Annotated in this window: 20 protein-coding genes and 1 pseudogene; 8 read left to right on the top strand and 13 right to left on the bottom strand. The window is 67.6% G+C overall.

The genetic code is table 11. From position 1 onward, the window contains the following. Window positions 1–3 precede the first annotated feature (3 nt). Together L0977_RS09680 and L0977_RS09675 are read left to right on the top strand one after the other, a co-directional pair. Entirely contained in the window at window positions 4–837 is an 834-nt protein-coding gene (locus L0977_RS09680) for an ATP-binding cassette domain-containing protein (protein WP_234264657.1), read from the top strand. Next, window positions 830–1,426 carry an ATP-binding cassette domain-containing protein gene (locus L0977_RS09675; protein WP_234264656.1) on the top strand — a complete coding sequence of 199 codons (597 nt, stop codon included), beginning with the start codon at window positions 830–832 and terminating at the stop codon, window positions 1,424–1,426. Before L0977_RS09680 ends, L0977_RS09675 begins: the two co-directional genes overlap by 8 nt. Before the next feature lie 21 nt (window positions 1,427–1,447). On the opposite strand, the gene nikR is transcribed toward L0977_RS09675, so the two are convergent. Next, on the bottom strand, window positions 1,448–1,906 hold the full coding sequence (nikR, locus tag L0977_RS09670; RefSeq protein WP_234264655.1) for a nickel-responsive transcriptional regulator NikR: 459 nt from the start codon (window positions 1,904–1,906) through the stop codon (window positions 1,448–1,450). Window positions 1,907–2,327: 421 nt separating this feature from the next. Continuing rightward, window positions 2,328–2,495: a hypothetical protein gene (locus tag L0977_RS09665; RefSeq protein ID WP_234264654.1), complete on the bottom strand. Its 168-nt coding sequence runs from the start codon at window positions 2,493–2,495 to the stop codon at window positions 2,328–2,330. Between the two features lie 83 nt (window positions 2,496–2,578). Here L0977_RS09665 and L0977_RS09660 point away from each other — a divergent pair, with 83 nt between their 5' ends. Continuing rightward, the gene (locus L0977_RS09660; RefSeq protein ID WP_234264653.1) at window positions 2,579–2,992 is read left to right on the top strand and encodes a VOC family protein; all 414 of its coding nucleotides are present in this window, start codon (window positions 2,579–2,581) and stop codon (window positions 2,990–2,992) included. A gap of 91 nt (window positions 2,993–3,083) precedes the next feature. On the opposite strand, the gene hpaI is transcribed toward L0977_RS09660, so the two are convergent. From hpaI to hpaR, 10 genes are all read right to left on the bottom strand, one after another. Beyond that, a complete protein-coding gene (gene hpaI / locus L0977_RS09655) occupies window positions 3,084–3,893 on the bottom strand; it encodes a 4-hydroxy-2-oxoheptanedioate aldolase (protein WP_234264652.1) in 810 nt (269 codons plus the stop codon). Next, complete coding sequence (locus L0977_RS09650) at window positions 3,890–4,921, bottom strand: 2-dehydropantoate 2-reductase (RefSeq protein WP_234264651.1); 1,032 nt, start codon at window positions 4,919–4,921, stop codon at window positions 3,890–3,892. The genes hpaI and L0977_RS09650 overlap by 4 nt, the downstream gene beginning before the upstream one ends. Beyond that, entirely contained in the window at window positions 4,918–5,679 is a 762-nt protein-coding gene (locus L0977_RS09645) for a class II aldolase/adducin family protein (RefSeq protein WP_234264650.1), read from the bottom strand. The genes L0977_RS09650 and L0977_RS09645 overlap by 4 nt, the downstream gene beginning before the upstream one ends. A gap of 19 nt (window positions 5,680–5,698) precedes the next feature. After that, window positions 5,699–6,526: a 2-oxo-hept-4-ene-1,7-dioate hydratase gene (gene hpaH / locus L0977_RS09640; protein WP_234264649.1), complete on the bottom strand. Its 828-nt coding sequence runs from the start codon at window positions 6,524–6,526 to the stop codon at window positions 5,699–5,701. 8 nt (window positions 6,527–6,534) lie between these two features. Continuing rightward, window positions 6,535–6,981 (bottom strand): 5-carboxymethyl-2-hydroxymuconate Delta-isomerase, encoded by a 447-nt coding sequence (locus tag L0977_RS09635; RefSeq protein WP_234264648.1) that lies wholly within the window; start codon window positions 6,979–6,981, stop codon window positions 6,535–6,537. 2 nt (window positions 6,982–6,983) lie between these two features. After that, a complete protein-coding gene (gene hpaD / locus L0977_RS09630; protein ID WP_234264647.1) occupies window positions 6,984–7,910 on the bottom strand; it encodes a 3,4-dihydroxyphenylacetate 2,3-dioxygenase in 927 nt (308 codons plus the stop codon). A gap of 348 nt (window positions 7,911–8,258) precedes the next feature. After that, on the bottom strand, window positions 8,259–9,734 hold the full coding sequence (hpaE, locus tag L0977_RS09625; RefSeq protein WP_234264646.1) for a 5-carboxymethyl-2-hydroxymuconate semialdehyde dehydrogenase: 1,476 nt from the start codon (window positions 9,732–9,734) through the stop codon (window positions 8,259–8,261). Beyond that, on the bottom strand, window positions 9,731–10,504 hold the full coding sequence (locus L0977_RS09620; protein WP_234264645.1) for a fumarylacetoacetate hydrolase family protein: 774 nt from the start codon (window positions 10,502–10,504) through the stop codon (window positions 9,731–9,733). Before L0977_RS09620 ends, hpaE begins: the two co-directional genes overlap by 4 nt. Further along, the gene (locus L0977_RS09615) at window positions 10,501–11,145 is read right to left on the bottom strand and encodes a fumarylacetoacetate hydrolase family protein (RefSeq protein WP_234264644.1); all 645 of its coding nucleotides are present in this window, start codon (window positions 11,143–11,145) and stop codon (window positions 10,501–10,503) included. The genes L0977_RS09620 and L0977_RS09615 overlap by 4 nt, the downstream gene beginning before the upstream one ends. Before the next feature lie 7 nt (window positions 11,146–11,152). After that, window positions 11,153–11,635, bottom strand: a complete 483-nt coding sequence (gene hpaR / locus L0977_RS09610; RefSeq protein ID WP_234264643.1) for a homoprotocatechuate degradation operon regulator HpaR — start codon at window positions 11,633–11,635, stop codon at window positions 11,153–11,155. A 79-nt stretch (window positions 11,636–11,714) separates the two neighbouring features. Here hpaR and L0977_RS09605 point away from each other — a divergent pair. Then, window positions 11,715–12,776 (top strand): annotated as a pseudogene (locus L0977_RS09605) (NAD(P)H-dependent flavin oxidoreductase); the annotation flags it as partial. 299 nt (window positions 12,777–13,075) lie between these two features. On the opposite strand, the gene L0977_RS09600 reads toward L0977_RS09605, so the two are convergent. Beyond that, the gene (locus tag L0977_RS09600; RefSeq protein WP_234264642.1) at window positions 13,076–14,224 is read right to left on the bottom strand and encodes a hypothetical protein; all 1,149 of its coding nucleotides are present in this window, start codon (window positions 14,222–14,224) and stop codon (window positions 13,076–13,078) included. Window positions 14,225–14,292: 68 nt separating this feature from the next. On the opposite strand from L0977_RS09600, the gene radA reads away from it, so the two are divergent. The 4 genes from radA (at window position 14,293) to L0977_RS09580 (ending at window position 17,467) form a co-directional block, all read left to right on the top strand. Next, window positions 14,293–15,756 (top strand): DNA repair protein RadA, encoded by a 1,464-nt coding sequence (radA, locus tag L0977_RS09595; protein WP_234264641.1) that lies wholly within the window; start codon window positions 14,293–14,295, stop codon window positions 15,754–15,756. A 54-nt stretch (window positions 15,757–15,810) separates the two neighbouring features. Continuing rightward, complete coding sequence (locus L0977_RS09590; RefSeq protein ID WP_234264640.1) at window positions 15,811–16,224, top strand: glycerate kinase; 414 nt, start codon at window positions 15,811–15,813, stop codon at window positions 16,222–16,224. A gap of 83 nt (window positions 16,225–16,307) precedes the next feature. Further along, the gene (locus L0977_RS09585) at window positions 16,308–17,246 is read left to right on the top strand and encodes a branched-chain amino acid transaminase (RefSeq protein ID WP_234264639.1); all 939 of its coding nucleotides are present in this window, start codon (window positions 16,308–16,310) and stop codon (window positions 17,244–17,246) included. 14 nt (window positions 17,247–17,260) lie between these two features. Continuing rightward, window positions 17,261–17,467 (top strand): zinc-finger domain-containing protein, encoded by a 207-nt coding sequence (locus tag L0977_RS09580; protein WP_234264638.1) that lies wholly within the window; start codon window positions 17,261–17,263, stop codon window positions 17,465–17,467. The last annotated feature ends 260 nt before the right edge of the window (window positions 17,468–17,727 follow it).

The following is a 17,727-nucleotide window of genomic DNA, read 5'->3' as shown; positions in this document are numbered from 1 at the left end:
AGCATGCTGGAAATTGACAAGCTGTCGGTGGGCTTTGTGCGGTACGCGGGCTGGTTCCGCCGCATCGCCAGCGAACCGCTGCGCGACGTGAGCCTGCGCGCCCGCCCGGGTGAAGTCGTGGCGCTGGTGGGAGCCAGCGGTGCTGGCAAGAGCCTGCTGGCGCACGCGGTGCTGGGCATCCTGCCACCCACGGCCCAGGTGACGGGCGCCATGCGCTGGCAGGGTGAACCCCTGACCGCCGCGCGCCAGCGCCTGCTGCGCGGCCGCAGCGTGGCCCTGGTGCCGCAGGCACTGACCTACCTGGACCCGAGCGCGCGGGCGCGGCGCCAGGTGGCCTGGGCGGCGCAGGCCGCGGGACGGTCCGCGGCGACTGCGTTGGCGACGGAGGAACTGAAACGCTACGGACTGGGCGCGGTGGCACAGCGGAACTTTCCGCACGAGCTGTCGGGCGGCATGGCGCGCCGGGTGCTGACCGCCATGGCGACGGTCGCACAGGCACAGTTGCTGATAGCGGACGAGCCCACCACCGGGCTGGACGCGCAGGCCAGCAGCCAGAGCCTGGAGTACCTGCGTGGGCTGGCCGATCAGGGTCGCACGGTGCTGGTCATCAGCCACGACCTGGCGGCGCTGACGGCGGTGGCCGACCGTTTTGTCGTGCTGGATGCGGGGCGCTGTGTGGAGTCGGTCGAAGCCGATGACTTCATGGTCGGGCGCGTGACCGAGGCCTACACCCGCGACCTGCGCCGCGCACTGCCACAACTGGGGTTTCAGCTGCCGGGGACCAGCGACCCAACCGTGCAGGTTGCCGCACCGCGTGAGGAACCCCTCCATGCTTGAGGCCCGGAACATTCATCACTGCTGGTCCGGCAGCGCCACCCCGACGCTGGACGGCGTGTCGTTGCATGTGGCGCCGGGTGAAGTGGTGGGCGTGCGTGCGCCCTCAGGGCGCGGCAAGTCCACCCTCGCCCGGCTGCTGGCAGGTCACCTGCCGCTGCAACGCGGCGAGGTATTGCTGGACGGTCAGGCCTTGCAACCCCTGCGCTGGGGCCGGCCGCACCCGGTGCAACTGGTGCTGCAGAACGCCGAGCTGGCCTTCAACCCCCGGGTGAAGCTGGGTGACGCCTTTCCGAACGGTGTGGACGGCTCGGTGCTGGACACCCTGGGGGCGCGGCGCGACTGGCTGGCGCGTTACCCGCACGAGTTGTCAGGAGGTGAGCTGCAGCGTCTGTCGATCGCGCGAGCCTTTGTGCCGGGCCTGCGCGTGTTGATCGCTGACGAACTGACCGCCATGCACGACGCCATCACCCAGGCGCAGATCTGGCACGCCCTGCTGGACCTGATGCGCCGCACGGGTCTGGGCATCATCGCCATCAGCCACGACGACGCTTTGCTAAAAGCCATCGGCGCGCGGATGCAGCCCATCTGAGCCGCAGCGCCTGAGGCCTCGTCAACGCTTCCTGGGCAGCGGCAGGTTGGCCGCCGGGATGAAGTTGTCGCGCAAGGCGCCTTGTGCCACCCGCAGTTGCACCTCGCCGTGCGTGACGCCTGGCAGGCTGACCACCGACCAGGCGTAGGCGCGCACCTCGGAGACGCGCCCTCGCAGCAACTGCACCTCCATGCGCAGCTCCTCGTTCACCTGCGTCGCAGTGCAGGAATCGATCAACCCCGCGTTGTCTCGCTGCAGCTCGATCAGACGCAGCGCCAGACTGCGCTGCTGCGGCACGTACAGATAGGACATGACCGCAACGCAGGGGTCTGCCGGATGCTGCTGGGCATGCTCCTTGTTCATCTCCTCGCGGATCAGGTCACGCACCGCCTCGGAACGGTTGGCGTATCCCCGGGATACCATGTGGGCTCCAAACGTATCGTCCAGATCGTCATCGATGGTGATGGTGAAGCGCCGCATGGGGTGTTTCCAAATAGCTGTTCTGACGGGTGCAACGCCACAGATAGTAAGAGCAAGTGCGCATGAGCCATGCATCCTCCATGACATCTTTCAGTTCATTGTGCTGAAGGAGAACAGTGTGTCGAATCTGTACACCCATAGCTTCATTTTGGCGACTGGCGCGGGTAGAAGGTCTGTTGTTTGAGATCCTGCTAAGTGAATGTCCGCTTGTGACGGTTGCTGTCAAACGAATGAAAGACCTGACCGGCCGCAGTCAGCCTGTTCCCCTGTCTCAGCGCGCAGTAGGAATAGCCCGAAGTTGACGCGGCTTCGGCACAAGCAGCCAACGGAAGATCGTCAACCGCCCAATATCCACCCGACACCGAGGTCACGCTGCTGGTAACCGCACCGTTGAAGCGCAGAGCCTAGGCACTGGCGGCCTTCACCAATAGCGTCGTATCCACCCCCTAACCGCAGCGAACAGCGCGCCCGCATAGAGGTACTGCTGCACCCGCGCGGGGTTGGTGGCGAAGATGCCGGCAGCGCGCACAGTGGCGACGCCGTCAGGGATGGCCCCCTGCACTTCGGCATGGCCGGGTTGAATGCGCAAGATCCTTCCACAAATAACTGTATGCATGTACAGTTTTGTAGTGCCATCTTGCACACCAAATACCCCCACCCAAGGACCCCACCATGCTCGACCACATGACGTTTCGCGTGACAGACATCGCCAAGGCCAAGGCCTTCTACAGCGCGGCCCTGGCGCCGCTGGGCTACAGCGTCTGCTTTGAAGGGAACTACGGTTCCAACATGGTCGGCTTTGCCTACCCGGACGCCGCCGAGCCCGACGGCAAGAAGGCCGACGTGTGGTTCATCGACGGGCCTTCGCCCTACGGCGGGCCACCGGCCACATCGGGTTGCCATCTGACGTGGCGCGCCAGCAGCCGCGCACAAGTGGACGCCTTCTACAAGGCTGCCCTGGCCGCTGGCGGCAAAGACAACGGCGCGCCCGGCCTGCGCCCGGACTACCACCCCAACTACTACGGCGCCTTCGTGATCGACCCCGAGGGCAACAACATCGAAGCCGTCTGCCACCTGCCCGAGTAAGTGGCGAGAAGAAATCTTCAGACGCCCGATTTTTTCTTCAGAAACCGAGGCCTCGAAGATTTTTTCTTCAGATTTGGCGCCAAGTTGGCGCTCAGTACCCGCCCGAAGGCGAAGCCGGCCCCTTGGTGGCGCCCGCGCTGAACCGCTGAACAAGGCTGCTCGCCGCCTTCACCAGCAGCGTCGTGTCCACCCCCACCGCCACGAACAGCGCGCCCGCGTAGAGGTACTGCTGCGCCAGCGCCGGGTCGGTGGCGAGGATGCCGGCGGCCTTGCCGGCGGCGCGCACGGTGGCAAGGCCTTCCAGAATCACTTTCTGCACGGCGGGGTGGCCGGGCTGGCCGCGGTGGCCCATGCTGGCCGAGAGGTCGGCCGGGCCGAAGAACACGCCGTCCACACCCTCGGTCTCGGCGATGGCCTTCAGGTTGTTCACCGCGGTCACGGTCTCGGCCTGCACCAGCAGGCACATCTGGTCATTCGCCTGGTTCAGGTAGTCGTCGACCTGGTTCCAGCGCGAGGCGCGCGCGAGCGCCGCGCCCATGCCGCGGATGCCTTCGGGCGGGTAGCGCATGGCCTGGACCATGAGCGCGGCCTGTTCGGCGGTGTCGATCATCGGGATCAGCAGGGTCTGCGCGCCGATGTCGAGGTACTGTTTGACCAGGGCCACGTTGCCTTCGACCGCGCGCACCACCGGGTGTGTGGCTGCATAGGGCGCGACGGCGCGCAGCTGTTCGAGCACGCTGCGCGGATCGTTGGGCGCGTGCTCGCCATCGATCAGCAACCAGTCAAAACCGCAGCCGGCCAGGGCCTCGGCCACGTCGGGGCTGGCGAAGCCGACCCAGCAGCCGATCTGCGGCCGGCCGGCTTTCAGGGCGTCGCGGAAGGCGTTCTGGGGGATCTTCATGGTGTCTGGGTCGGTTCGGGGTAGAGGCCGCGCATTTGCCCGGCCAAACGGGTCAGGCCCATGAGCGCGTCCATGTTCGGCGTGGCTTCGCCCAGGTGCTGGCCGATCTCGCGCACGGCGCCGACCAGGGCGTCGAGCTCGATGGGGCGGCCGGCTTCCACGTCCTGCAGCATCGAGGTCTTGAACGAGCCGAGCTTGCGGGTGACGGCGTGGCGGTCTTCGGGGTTCTGGTCGATGGGAATGCCGATGCGCGCGCCGATGGCCTGCGCCTCGCGCATCACGGCGCTGCAGAAGCCGCGCACGAGTTCGTCGTCGAGGATGCGGTCGCAGGGCGCGCCGGTGATGGCCGAGACCGGGTTCATGGTCATGTTGCCCCAGAGCTTGAACCAGATGTCGCGCTGGATCCGGTCGCTGACCGTGACGCCGAAACCGGCCGCGCCCAGCAGATCGGCCACGGCCTGCACGCGCGGGGTCACGCCGCCTGCAGGCTCGCCGATGATGAGCTGGTTGTTCTTGATGCGTTCGATGCGCGCGGGCTGGGGCGCGGCGGCGCTGGCGTGCACCACGCAGCCGATGACTTGCGACGTAGGGACGCGCGCAGCGGTCGCGCCACCGGGATCGACCGCATTCAATTGCAGGCCCGCGGCTTCGCCCGGCAGGCCGTCGAAGAACCACCAGGGCACGCCGTTCATGGCGACCAGCACCACGGTGTTGGGCCCCATGAGCGCGCGCACGGCGGGCGCGACCACGGGCATGGCCGGGCCCTTGACCGAAACGATCACCAGGTCCTGCACGCCCAGGCTGGCCGGGTCGTCGCTGGCGTTCACCGGCACGCGGTGTTCGGCACCATCGCCATCGACCCAGGTCAGGCCCTGATCGCGCAAGGTGCGTAGCGTGTTGCCGCGTGCCACGGCCGAAAGCTGGATCTGCCCGGCCGGCAGGCGCGAGCCGAGCCAGCCGGCGAACAGGCCGCCGATGGCGCCGACGCCCACGATGGCCACTTTCTGGAAAACAGGGGTATCACTCATGCGCGGTAGCCCGGGTCGATGCGGTCGATCAGGCGCTGCATGGCGGCGAAGGAATCTTCACCGGCGCCATATTTCGGATTGAAGTTGAGCGAGTCTCGCACACAGCCTTCGAGCACCGGCACCGGAATCTGGCGCTGTTGGCCCAGCGTGGCCGAGGCCACCTGGATCTCGCACGCGCGCTGCACCAGCCACATGAGGTTGAAGGCCTGCGCCAGTGTGTGACCGATGACCACAGGGCCGTGGTTGCGCAGCAGCAGCACCGGTTTTCCGTTGGCGCTGGCGAGGATGCGTTGCCCTTCTTCCAGGTGCACGGTGATGCCCTCGAAGTCGTGGTAGGCGACCTTCTCCCAGAGCTGCGCGGCGTAGAAGTTGGTGAAGCTCAGGCCTTCTTCGCTGCAACACACGGCCATGGTCGGCGTGGTGTGCACATGGATCACGCAGTGCGCGTCGGGCAGCGTGGCGTGGATGGCGCCGTGGAAGGTGAAGCCGGCCGGGTTGATCGGCCAGTCGTGATTGCCGATGATGTTGCCGTCCACGTCCACCTTGACCAGGTTGGACGCAGTGACCTCGGTGTAGTGCAGGCCGAAGGGGTTGATGAGGAAGTGCTCGTCGGGCCCGGGCACGCGCAGCGAGATGTGGTTGTAGATCAGCTCGGCCCAGCCCAGGTGGGCAAAGATGCGGTAGCAGGCGGCGAGCTGCACGCGCGCGGCCCATTCGGCGTCGCTGAAGCGGGCGGGTTTGAGGAAAGCGTCGGCCATTCGGGTCTCCTTCGGTCGATCAGATGAACTTGAACTTCAAACAGCCCAGCGGGCCGTAGTCGGCCTCGAACAGGTCGCCCGCTTTCGCCGCCACCGGCCGCGTGAAGCTGCCGGCCAGCACGATCTCGCCCACTGCCAGCCCTTCGCCCCAGGGCGCCAGTTTGTTGGCCAGCCAGGCGATGCCGATGGCCGGGTCGCCCTGCACGCCGGCGGCCAGGCCCGTTTCTTCGACCGCGCCGTTCTGCCGCAGGATGGCACCGCACCAGGGGCGGTTGGTGGCGCGCGGGTCGGCACGGAAGGTGGGATTACCGGCACCGATGACGATGCCGGCGTTGGCCGCGTTGTCGCTGATGGTGTCGTAGACCTTGCGCATCACTTTCGTGTGGCGGTCGAACTGCTCGATGCGCGCGTCGATGATCTCGATGGCGGGGGTGATGTACGCGGTGGCGGCCAGCACGTCGTCCACCGTCACGTTGGGGCCGGCCAGCGGCGCCTTGAGCACGAAGGCCAGCTCGACCTCCACGCGCGGGGCGATGAAGTTCTTCACCGGAATCTCCAGCACCTCGCCGGCCTGGGCGGTGTAGAGCATGTAGTCGAGCAGGGTGCCGTAATCGGGCTCGTCGATCTGGCTGCTGATCTGCATGGCGCGGCTGGTCAGGCCGATCTTGTGGCCGATGACCTTTTTGCCGGCAGCCTTCTCCAGATCCACCCAGGCGCGGCCGATGCGGTAGCCGTCTTCGACGGTCATGCCGGGGTGGCGCTTGGAGAAGTGCTCGACCTGGGTGCGGGTCTGCTGGGCGTGTTGCAGCTCGGCGGCGAGCTGCTGGACAAGGGTGTCGTCGAACATGGGACTACTCACTTCTTCGGAAACAGGGGATGCAGCGAGCTGGTCTTGGCGTCGAAGACCTCGTGGCCTTCGTCCACCTGCACGGTGATGCCGATGGGACGGCGGGCGAGTTGCTCGGCGAACCGGGTTTTCACCACCGCGTGCAGCGCTGCGCCCACCCGCTGGTGCACGGCAGCGCTGCGGCCCCGGCCCATGCGCAGGTTCAGGTAGACAAACGCGTAGTCGCCCCCCATGCCCGCCGCCTCACCGGCGGCGCCACCATCCGACACCGCGCAGTGCGCGGCCGGGTAGGCCAGCACGCGCGTGCCCCCGGTGGGGAAGACCTGTTGGTCCTGCTCGTCGCGCACCGCCAGCATGGCGTCGGCGAGGGCACGACACAGGCCGCGCATGTCGGCGCCCCCCTGGTCCAGGGGCTGGTCGAGGTTGTGGGTGTAGAGGATGACGAGATGGGGCATGTTCAGAGTCTCGTGGCCACCGAGGTGTAGCCGTCCGCGCGCGAGGCCACGGCTGGCGGAATGGCCGCGCCGCTGACCGGCAGCACCGGGAACAGCACATTCATCTGGCCGGTACCGCTGGCGCCGAAGTACGGCGTGACGACATCCGCCTGCCCGGTGTATTCGCTCCAGCCCAGCACGCCGAGCATCATGGCCGTGTCGTGCATGAAGCCTTCACCGTGGCCCTTGCTGGCGTACTCGGGCAGCATCTCGCAGAAGGCCTTCCACTCGCCAGCCTTCCACATGCGGATGACCTCCTGGTCCAGGTGTTCGAGGAAGGGGCTCCAGATCTTGAACGCGAACTCGGGCGCGAGGCCGTTCTGCGCGAAGCGGTGGCTGAGGCTGCCGCTGGCGAGGAACGCCACCGTGCCGTCGTAATGCTCTTCGACAGCCTTGCGCATGGCCCAGCCGAGGCGGGCGCTGTCGTTGAGGTAGTGCGAGGTACACAGGGCCGAGACCGAGACCGCCTTGAAGTGCTGGTCGGCGTTCATGTACCGCATGGGCACGAGGGTTCCGTACTCGGGGCCGAGCGTGGTGGCGTGGTGGGCCAGGGTTTCGACGCCGTGTTCATTGGCCACCTTCGCCAGCAGTTGGCCGAGCTCGGGGTTGCCGGGGATGGCGTAGCCCATGTTGCTGATGAAGTGCGGCAGTTCGTTGCTGGTGTAGGTGCCGGACCAGTGGGGCGCGCAGTTGAGGTGGTAGTTGGCGTTGACAAGCCAGTGGGTGTCGAAGACGACGATGGTGTCGACGCCCAGTGCCTTGCAGCGGCGCGCAATCTCTTTGTGGCCGTCGATGGCATCCTGGCGGGTACCTTTGCGCGGGCCGTCGAGTTCGCTGAGGTACATCGAGGGGACGTGGGTGATCTTGCCGACCAGTGCTACTTTGCCCATTTGTCTTGTCTCCGTTGCTTTGTTGGTTGGCTGCTGTTTCTTGGCTGACTTGTGTTCGGAGAAAGCGGCGACGGGTGTGTGCCTCCGCTCATGTCCCCCGGGTTTTGCTGCGCAAAACCCTCCTCCTTTACTTCGCTGCGGCACACACCCGTCGCCGCCTTCTCGCTGCGCATCGGCACACGACCGTCGCGCGCCACCATCGTTTCTGAATGGCGAGTGTGGGGTGCACGACGCAGCGAAATAAAGGAGGAGAAATGGGCGCAGCCCATTTCGGGGGACATTCGCGGAGTCGTGTACCCCGCGATCGCCATTCCGCCCGGGTCTGTGAGCGAAACAAAGGAGCGCAAATCAAACACCCCAATGCGGAATGTGGTGCGAACCCAAAGAGACAGCGACGTTCTTGGGCTCCAGGAACACCTCGTAACTCCAGGTGCCGCCTTCGCGCCCGGTGCCGCTGGCCTTGGTGCCGCCGAAGGGCTGCCGCAGATCGCGCACGTTCTGCGAGTTCACGAAACACATGCCCGCTTCCACGGCGGCCGCAACCCGGTGCGCCTTGCCGATGTTCTCAGTCCAGACGTAGCTCGACAGCCCATAGGCGATGTCGTTGGCGATGCGAATCGCATCCGCCTCGTCCTTGAACGGGATCAGACAGGCCACCGGGCCGAAGATCTCGTCTTGCGCGATCTTCATGCGGTTGTCCACGTCGGCAAACACGGTCGGCCACACGTAGTTGCCGCCCGCCACATGCGCCGGCAGCTCGGTCGCATACGACGGCCGGTCGATCCCGCCGCACAGCAGGGTCGCGCCTTCCTTCGGGCCCAGTTCGATGTAGCTGCGCACCTTGGCCAGATGCGCCGGGCTGATCATCGGGCCGATGGTGGTCTTCTCATCCAGCGGGTCGCCCACCACGATGCGCTTGGCGCGCTCGGTGAACTTCGCCACGAAGTCGGCATAGATGCTCTGCTGCACCAGGATGCGCGAGCCAGCCGTGCAGCGCTCGCCGTTGTTGCTGAAGATCATGAACACGGCGGCGTCCAGCGCGCGGTCCAGGTCGGCGTCGTCGAAGATGACGAACGGGCTCTTGCCTCCCAGCTCCATGCTGAACTTCTTCAGGCCCGCGGCCTTGACGATGCGGTTGCCGGTCGCGGTGGAGCCGGTGAAGCTGATGGCGCGCACGTCGGGGTGGGCACACAGCGGCTCGCCCGCTTCCTTGCCGAAGCCGTGCACCACGTTGAGCACCCCGGCCGGGAGGCCGGCCTCCAGCGCCAGCTCGCCCAGGCGCGCGGCGGTCAGCGGGCTGAGTTCGCTCATCTTCAGCACCGCCGTGTTGCCGAAGGCCAGACAGGGCGCCACCTTCCAGGTGGCGGTCATGAAGGGCACGTTCCACGGGCTGATGAGTGCGCAGACACCGACCGGGTGGAACAGCGTGTAGTTCAGGTGCGTGGGCGTGGGGTAGGTGTGGCCGTCGACCCGGGTGCACATCTCGGCGAAGTAATAGAAGTTGTCCGACGCGCGCGGGATCAACTGCTTGCCGGTCTGCGCGATCACCTGGCCGGTGTCTTCGGTCTCGGTCTTCGCGATCTCGGGCACGTGCTTGGCGATCAGGTCGCCCAGCGCGCGGATCTTCTTGGCGCGCTCGGTCGCGGGCAGGCCGGCCCAGGCGGGAAAGGCGTCCTTGGCCGCCTGCACCGCGGCATTCACTTCCGCCTCAGTGCCCGAAGCGACCTCGGCGAGCACGCCTTGCGTGGCGGGGTTGATCGTTTCGAAGTAATCGGTGCCGGCAACCGCTTTGCCGTTGATGAGGTGATCGATGCGTTGCGTCATGCCTTGCTTTCGGAGGTGATGGTGTTGGTGAGCGAGCCGATGCCATCGATCTCGGTGACGATCACGTCGCCCGGCTGGCAGTCGACCACGCCGTCGGGCGTGCCGGTCAGGATGAGGTCGCCAGGCATGAGCGTCATGAAGCCGCTGAAGTATTCGATCAGCGTGGCGACGTCGAAGATCATGTCTTTCGTGTTCCCCTGCTGTGTGAGCTTCCCGTTGACGGTGGTGCGCAGCGCGAGGTTCATGGGGTCGGGCACATCGGCCGCGTCCACCAGCCAGGGGCCGATGGGGGTGCAGGTGTCGCGGTTCTTGACCCGGAGGTTGGGGCGGTACCAGTTTTCCAGATAGTCGCGGATCGCGTAGTCGTTGGCCACCGTGTAGCCAGCGACGTATTGCAGGGCGTCGGCCGTCTTCACGCGTTTGGCGGGCCGGCCGATCACCACCGCCAGCTCACATTCGTAGTGCATGAAGTTCACGCCGTCGGGCCGCACGGTGAAGGCGCGGTGGCCGATGAGCGAGGCCTCGCCCTTGACGAAGGCCAGCGGTTCTTCGGGCGCCTTGAAGGCGAGTTCCTTGGCGTGGTCGGCGTAGTTCAGGCCCAGTGCCAGCACGGTGCGCGGACGGTTGATCGGCGACAGCGGTGGCAGCCAGACCACTTCGTCAAAGCCGACGCGCCGGCCTTGGAAAGTGGGTGTGAGCAGTTCGAGTTCGCCGCGGTTCTCGACGGCGTCGTGGACCGCGCCGGCCCAGGCAATGCGGGCTCTTTTCATGCGTTCTCTCCCACAAAACCATTGACCAGCGGGCTGAAGCCCGTCGCGGTGATCTCGACCGAATCCCCCCTTTTCACCCGCGGCCGCGAACCGTCGTCCAGGCAGTCGGTGCCGACCATCAGCACGTCGCCGGCCCGCATCGACTGGAAGGCGTTCACGTCGGCCCACAGCGTGGCCACGTCGCGCACCAGGTCGGCCAGGGCGGTGCGCTGGCGCATCACGCCATCCACGCGCAGCTCCAGCACCAGCGCGGCGAGTTCGCCCAGGTCCGTGACCGGCCGCACCGCGCCCCCCACACCCAGGAAACCGTCCACGCAGCGGTACTTGACCGGCGGGCGGTAGTAACTTTCGTGCGCAATGGCCACGTCGTTCAGCAGCACCGCACCCGCCACCACACCGCCCTCGCCGGCCACCAGCCCCAGGCTGGCCGCGACCTCGACTTCGGCCACGCCCCCGGGCAGCGCGATGGGCTGACCAGCGCGCGTGAAGGTGTTCGCGGTCTTGATGTAGAGCACCGGGGCCTGTGGCGGCGACTTGTAGGGCGCCTCGTGCATGCGCGGCGCCCACAGCGCGTGTTCGCGCCGGAAGTTCAGCAGCGTGCCGTAGACGGTGCCACCAGGAAGATAGGGTTGGGGATTCATGCGGGTTTCATTCCTCGATCTGGTCGGCCTCGACACCCCCCGGTGCCTCCAGCGCGATCACGTCGTCCAGCAGGTCGTACAGCTGCGCCAGGCGCTGCTTGCCCAGTTGCGCCTCCATCCACTGGTAGTGCGATTCGATGGTCTGGGACAGCGCGCGCACCAGCTCCAGCCCTGCGGGCGTGGCGCGCACCACGGTGCGGCGCGCGTCCTGCGGGCAGCGGTTGCGGGCGATCAGGCCGTCGCGCTCCATGCGGTTGAGCACGCCGGTCAGGCTGGGGCCGAGCAGCAGTGCCTCGCGCGCCACGCGGCCGGTTTCGACGCCGGCCGGCTCGCGCGCGTGCTCACCCAACACGCGCAGCACGCGCCACTGCTGGTCCGACAGGCCGTGCTCGCGCAGACTGGGGCGGGTGTGCTGCATCACGGCCTCGCGCGCTTCGAGCAGCAGGCGCGGCAGGTTGCGGTGGACAAAGGATGGGTTGGGCTCGCTCATTTATTTAATATATTAAATGATTGCCGACCCCCACCCATCCGGGTTAACCCTGAAGGCTGCCGGGCGCGACAATGCCGCCATGCCATCGACCGCCCCCACCCCCCTGCACACGCTCCTGACCCACGGCCCCCTGCTGCTGCAAGCCCCCATGGCGGGCTCCCAGGGTTCGGCGCTGGCCCTGGCGGTGTGCCAGGCCGGCGGCATCGGCGCGCTGCCCGCCGCGATGCTCGCGCCCGAAGCGCTGACGCAGGAGCTGACCCGGCTGTCGCAAGGCACCAACCGGCCATGGAACGTCAACTTCTTCTGCCACACGCCGCCCGAGCCCGACGCGGCGCGCGAAGCCCGCTGGCGCGAGACCCTGGCGCCCTTTTACGCCGAGGCGGGGCTGGACATCGACGCCGTGCCGGCGGGCGCGGGCCGCGTGCCCTTCAGCCACACCGTGGCCGATCTGGTGGAGCCGTTCCGCCCGCCCATCGTGAGCTTCCATTTCGGCCTACCGGCACCCGACCTGCTGGCCCGCGTCAAGGGCTGGGGCAGCGTGGTGCTGTCGTCGGCCACCACCGTGGAAGAAGCCCTCTGGCTCGAAGCCCACGGCGTCGATGCCGTGATCGCACAGGGTATCGAGGCCGGCGGCCACCGCGGCATGTTCCGCACCGACGACCTCACAACCCAGGTCGGCACCTTCGCCCTGCTGCCGCAAATCGTGGCGGCGGTGAACGTGCCGGTGATCGCCGCCGGCGGCATCGCCGACGCGGCCGGCGTGCGCGCCGCGCTGGCGCTGGGCGCGGCCGGCGTGCAGGTGGGCACGGCCTACCTGTGCAGCGACGAGGCGCTGACGTCCCCCATCCACCGCGCCGCGCTGCAAAGCGAGGCGGCCCGCCACACCCAGCTGACCACGCTGTTCAGCGGCCGGCCGGCGCGTGGCATCGTCAACCGCTTGATGCGCGAACTGGGGCCGCTGAACCCGGCCGCACCCGCCTTCCCGACCGCCACCGCCGCCATCGCGCCGCTGCGCGCGCATGGGGAAAAACAGGGCAGTGGCGATTTTTCACCGCTGTGGAGCGGCCAGAACGCCCGTGGTTGCCGCAGCGCACCGGCCGCCGACATCACCCGCGAACTGCTGCAGGGCTTTCCGGCGGTGGCCCGCCACGTGGTGATCTTTCGCGCCACGGCCCGGGCGCTCGATGCCGAATACAGCGCCACCGCCGCCCAATTGCGCGAACTGGCGCTCACCCGGTTCGGCTGCCTGGATTTCGTGGCCGTGACCGAAGGCGATCAGGAAGTGGCCCTGTCCTACTGGCCCGACGAGGCGAGCATCCGCGCCTGGAAGCAGCACGCCGATCACCTGATGGCGCAGCAACTCGGCCGCGAGCGCTGGTACGCCGGCTACTCGGTGGAAGTCGCCGCCATCACCCGGCACTACCACCGGCCCGCGCCGGCTCAGGCGTAGTCGTCCGGATCGCGGTCCGCCCGCACCGGGCGCGGCGCCTCGCGCTGGCGGTTGAGCCAGCGCTTGAGGCCCGCGGTGTCTTCAGCCTGCGCCAGATCCTGGTCCAGCTGCGCCACGGTCGATTCCAGTGCCGCCACCTGCGTCAGCAGGTGCTGCCTCAGCGTGTTCGCATTGGCCACCTGACCGTGCGGCAGTTCGAATTCGGCCGCCAGCTGGCCCTGCCGGGCCGCCCGCTCGCGCTCCAGCCCGGCCACCTGCTGCTTGAGCAGCAGGGTCAGTGCGGCCAGGCGGTCGTCGGCCAGGCGCGAGACCGCAGCCGGATCGGCCAGTTCGGCGCGCAACTGGATCTGCATCAGCGTGACCAGGTCCTTGCGCGCGTAGGCGGTGTTGGCCTCGCTCATCAACGCCGTCTTGCGCAGGCGCTCGGTCTCGTCGGGCTCGCGGTCAGGGTGCAAGGCACTGGCGAGCTGGCGAAACAGGGTGCGCAACTGGGTGTCGGCGTCGGCCGCCTGGGCCTGTGCCTCGACCTGCCGCGCGCCCGGCTTCTGCCGCGCCTTGCGGGCCTCGGCCTTGGCCTGGCGGCGCGCCTGGGCTTCTTCGCGCGCGGCGCGCCAGCGTGCCAGGCCTTCGCGCACCACGTCCTGCGCCGACAGCGGATCGCCATCGGTTGCGAGCGACTCGCCCAGCACCGCCTCCAGGCGCGCACGCATCGCGTCGGCCTCTGCCTGCCGCTTCTGGGCCAGGGTCTGGCGGCTGTGCCGGTCGTGCAACGCGGCCATGTCGGCGTGCCCCTCGTCGGCAAGCGACTGCGCCAACGCACACAGCGCGTCGGTGGCCGTGGCCTGCTGCGCACGGCTCAGCGCCTGGCTCTGCAGGTGCCCTTCGAGCGCCAGGGCCAGGGCGCGCCGCTGCGCCTGCTGGCGCTGGCGCAGCGGCGCCAGCCAGCGGTGCCGTTCGACCCGGTGCGACTGCCCCAGGGCGTCCAGTTCGTCCAGTTGCGCCTTCAGCTTGTCGACGCGGGTCAGTTGCAGATTGAAGGCGCGGGCTGCGGCCGACAGCGGCCGCTCGCCCGGGGCCAGGGCCTGCAAGGCGGTGGCGGGAGCAAGGGCATTCGAGGCAGAGGAACGAGGAGCGGACACAGTGTTGGCGTGAAGAGGGCACCGCCCCTGATCGGGCCGGGCGGGGTGTCGACTATATTGCCGGCCACATGGCCAAAGACAAAACTTCCTTCATCTGCAACGAGTGCGGCGGCACCAGCCCGCGCTGGCTGGGCAAGTGCCCGGCCTGCGGCGCCTGGAACACGCTGGTGGAATCGGTGGCCGAAAGCGCCGGCACCGGCAAGAACCGCTTTGCCTCGCTGGCACCGGCCAGCGCCGTGACCACCCTGGCCGACATCGAAGCCACCGACGTGCAGCGCACGCCCACCGGCCTGGGCGAACTCGACCGCGTGCTCGGCGGTGGTGTGGTCGAGGGCGGCGTGGTGCTGATCGGCGGCGACCCGGGCATCGGCAAATCGACCCTGCTGCTGCAGGCGCTGGATGCGCTGCAGAAGCAGTCGCTCGGCGCGCGCCACGCCGCCGGGCCGCCCCAAGGCGTGGCAGCCCCCTCGGGGGGCAGCGGACCACGCGCAGCGGGGGAGCGTGGGGGCGACACTTTGTATGTGACCGGCGAAGAAAGCGGCGCGCAGGTGGCGCTGCGCTCGCGCCGGCTCGGGCTGGACGGCTCGCAGGTGAAGGTGCTGGCCGAAATCCAGCTGGAAAAGATCCTGGCCACGCTGCAGGCCCAGCAACCGGCCATCGCGGTCATCGACTCGATCCAGACCGTGTATTCCGAACAGCTCACCAGCGCGCCCGGCTCGGTGGCCCAGGTGCGCGAATGCGCGGCCCACCTCACGCGCGCGGCCAAGGCCTCGGGCACGGCCATCGTGCTCGTGGGCCACGTGACCAAGGAGGGTGCGCTGGCCGGTCCGCGCGTGCTGGAGCACATGGTCGACACCGTGCTGTACTTCGAGGGCGACACGCATTCGAGCTACCGCCTGATCCGCGCCATCAAGAACCGCTTCGGCGCGGTCAACGAGATCGGCGTGTTCGCCATGACCGAAAAAGGTCTCAAGGGCGTGAGCAACCCGAGCGCGATCTTTCTGTCGCAACACGCCGAGCCGGTGCCCGGCAGTTGCGTGCTGGTCACGCTCGAAGGCACGCGGCCGATGCTGGTGGAAATCCAGGCGCTGGTGGACAGCGGCGGCCCCTCGCCGCGGCGCCTGTCGGTGGGGCTGGACCGCGACCGCCTGGCGATGTTGCTGGCAGTACTGCACCGCCACGCCGGCGTGGCCTGCATGGACCAGGACGTGTTCGTCAACGCCGTGGGCGGCGTGCGCATCAGCGAGCCAGCGGCAGATCTCGCGGTGATGCTGGCCATCACCTCCAGCCTGCGTGGCAAGGCACTGCCCAAAGGCTTTATCGCCTTCGGCGAAGTGGGCCTGGCTGGCGAGGTGCGCCCGGCCCCGCGCGGTCAGGAGCGCCTGAAGGAAGCGGCCAAACTCGGCTTCAGCGTGGCGGTGGTGCCCAAGGCCAATGCGCCCAAGAAGAACGACAAGGCCTTCGAGGGGCTGACCATCCACGCGGTCGAGCGCATCGAAGACGCCATGAACCTGGTGCGCAGCCTGGGCTGATCCCTAAGCAGAAACCGCAGACCCGGCCGTGCCGGCTGCCACGACAATACCGGCATGAATTTCCAGCGTTTTCTGGTTCCTTTGCTTGTGATCGGCCTGCTCGTGATGGCCTGGCACAACTGGGGCTGGCCCGGCGTGGCCGCCGCCGGTGGTGGCGTGCTGATGTGGCTGCTGCTGCACTTCACCCGGCTCATGTCGGTCATGAAGCGCGCCGCGGAAAAGCCGGTGGGCTGGGTCGCCAGCGCGGTCATGCTCAACGCCAAGCTCAAGCCCGGCATGAGCCTGATGCACGTGATCGGCCTGACCCGTGCGCTGGGCGAACAGGTCTCGGCCGAGGGTGAACAGCCCGAGCGCTACCGCTGGACCGACAACGGCCAATCTTCGGTCACCGTGCGCGTGCACCAGGGCAAGGTGCTCGACTGGGAACTGGTGCGCCCGCCCGAGCCCCCGGAATCCGACGGCACCTGAGACCCGCCCAGCCGCCCTAAAATGGGGGTTTTGGCCGCGCCGCGCCGGTGTCTGGCCACCCACCCGAGCAGACAAGGACCCCCATGAGCCCCGTGATTCCCTCGATGTCCGACCGTGACGGCAAGATCTGGATGGACGGCCAGATGGTCGACTGGCGCGACGCCAAGATCCATGTGCTGACCCACACCCTGCACTATGGCTGCGGCGCCTTCGAGGGCGTGCGCGCCTACAACACGGTCGATGGCACCGCCATCTTCCGCCTGCAGGAGCACACCGAGCGCCTGTTCAACAGCGCCAAGATCCTGCGCATGAAGATCCCCTTCACCATGGAGCAGGTCAACGAGGCGCAGAAGGCCGTGGTTCGCGAGAACAAGCTCGAGAGCGCCTACCTGCGTCCGCTGACCTGGATCGGCGACAAGAAGCTGGGTGTCTCGCCCAAGGGCAACACCATCCACCTGATGGTGGCCGCCTGGTCCTGGGGCGCCTACCTCGGCGAGGAAGGCATGAAGCGCGGCATCCGCGTCAAGACCAGCAGCTACACCCGCCACCACGTCAACATCACCATGACGCAGGCCAAGGCGGTGAGCAACTACACCAACTCGATCCTGGCCAACATGGAAGCCACCGACGAGGGTTACGACGAAGCCCTGCTGCTGGACTCGGCCGGTTTCGTCTCCGAAGGCGCGGGCGAGAACCTGTTCGTGATCAAGAACGGCGTGATCTACACCCCCGACCTGTCGGCCGGTGCGCTCAACGGCATCACCCGCAACACCGTCTTCCACATCGCCAAGGACCTGGGCCTGGAGATCATCCAGAAGCGCATCACCCGCGACGAGGTCTACATCGCCGACGAAGCCTTCTTCACCGGCACTGCCGCCGAAGTCACGCCCATCCGCGAACTCGACCGCATCGAACTGGGTACCGGCAGCCGCGGCCCGATCACCGAGAAGATCCAGAGCGCGTTCTTCGACATCGTCAACGGCCGCAATCCCCAGTACGCCCACTGGCTGGCCAAGGTCTGAAACGGAGTCCCGCCATGAGCAAGCTCGACGTCGAACTGACCGCCCAGGACCTCAACGCCCATGGTGGCGTGTTCTGCCCCAACCCCAAAGCCGACATGAAGTTGTGGAACGGGCATCCGCGCGTGTTCCTCGATGTGGCACGCACCGGACAGGCCAAGTGCCCGTATTGCGGCACGGTCTACCGGCTCAAGGCGGGCGAAGTGGTCGCCCACGGCCACTGAGGCGGCTGCGCCATCGCTCCAGAGACGCCTTCGGGCGTCTTTTTTTTGGCCGCGTACCCGCGTCGGGGCAAAAAAAAGCCACCCGAAGGTGGCTGTAAGTCCTTGGAAGGACGTCGTTGGGAGACCTGATCAAACGAACGCTGTCGTCGACACGAAAGGTTTGCCGGTTCTGTTCTGCTTGGGCGTTGTGACAGCAACGGAGCCATTGTGCTTCGGCTTCGCCGGCGCGAACATCCCCCATTTGGGGGATTTATGAATAC

It is taken from the genome of Hydrogenophaga sp. NFH-34 (genome assembly GCF_021401345.1).
GTDB classification, from domain to species: Bacteria; Pseudomonadota; Gammaproteobacteria; order Burkholderiales; family Burkholderiaceae_C; genus Hydrogenophaga; species Hydrogenophaga electricum.
Note: the sequence above shows the minus strand (reverse complement) of the source record. Positions and strands in the feature narration are given on the sequence as shown.

What these genes read in the sequence shown, in the direction of transcription:
- L0977_RS09680 (WP_234264657.1), top strand. Translation starts at nt 4, where the DNA reads ATGCTGGAAATTGACAAGCTGTCGGTGGGCTTTGTGCGGTACGCGGGC.
- L0977_RS09675 (WP_234264656.1), top strand. Translation starts at nt 830, where the DNA reads ATGCTTGAGGCCCGGAACATTCATCACTGCTGGTCCGGCAGCGCCACC.
- nikR (WP_234264655.1), bottom strand. Translation starts at nt 1,906, where the DNA reads ATGCGGCGCTTCACCATCACCATCGATGACGATCTGGACGATACGTTT.
- L0977_RS09660 (WP_234264653.1), top strand. Translation starts at nt 2,579, where the DNA reads ATGCTCGACCACATGACGTTTCGCGTGACAGACATCGCCAAGGCCAAG.
- hpaI (WP_234264652.1), bottom strand. Translation starts at nt 3,893, where the DNA reads ATGAAGATCCCCCAGAACGCCTTCCGCGACGCCCTGAAAGCCGGCCGG.
- L0977_RS09650 (WP_234264651.1), bottom strand. Translation starts at nt 4,921, where the DNA reads ATGAGTGATACCCCTGTTTTCCAGAAAGTGGCCATCGTGGGCGTCGGC.
- L0977_RS09645 (WP_234264650.1), bottom strand. Translation starts at nt 5,679, where the DNA reads ATGGCCGACGCTTTCCTCAAACCCGCCCGCTTCAGCGACGCCGAATGG.
- hpaH (WP_234264649.1), bottom strand. Translation starts at nt 6,526, where the DNA reads ATGTTCGACGACACCCTTGTCCAGCAGCTCGCCGCCGAGCTGCAACAC.
- L0977_RS09635 (WP_234264648.1), bottom strand. Translation starts at nt 6,981, where the DNA reads ATGCCCCATCTCGTCATCCTCTACACCCACAACCTCGACCAGCCCCTG.
- hpaD (WP_234264647.1), bottom strand. Translation starts at nt 7,910, where the DNA reads ATGGGCAAAGTAGCACTGGTCGGCAAGATCACCCACGTCCCCTCGATG.
- hpaE (WP_234264646.1), bottom strand. Translation starts at nt 9,734, where the DNA reads ATGACGCAACGCATCGATCACCTCATCAACGGCAAAGCGGTTGCCGGC.
- L0977_RS09620 (WP_234264645.1), bottom strand. Translation starts at nt 10,504, where the DNA reads ATGAAAAGAGCCCGCATTGCCTGGGCCGGCGCGGTCCACGACGCCGTC.
- L0977_RS09615 (WP_234264644.1), bottom strand. Translation starts at nt 11,145, where the DNA reads ATGAATCCCCAACCCTATCTTCCTGGTGGCACCGTCTACGGCACGCTG.
- hpaR (WP_234264643.1), bottom strand. Translation starts at nt 11,635, where the DNA reads ATGAGCGAGCCCAACCCATCCTTTGTCCACCGCAACCTGCCGCGCCTG.
- radA (WP_234264641.1), top strand. Translation starts at nt 14,293, where the DNA reads ATGGCCAAAGACAAAACTTCCTTCATCTGCAACGAGTGCGGCGGCACC.
- L0977_RS09590 (WP_234264640.1), top strand. Translation starts at nt 15,811, where the DNA reads ATGAATTTCCAGCGTTTTCTGGTTCCTTTGCTTGTGATCGGCCTGCTC.
- L0977_RS09585 (WP_234264639.1), top strand. Translation starts at nt 16,308, where the DNA reads ATGAGCCCCGTGATTCCCTCGATGTCCGACCGTGACGGCAAGATCTGG.
- L0977_RS09580 (WP_234264638.1), top strand. Translation starts at nt 17,261, where the DNA reads ATGAGCAAGCTCGACGTCGAACTGACCGCCCAGGACCTCAACGCCCAT.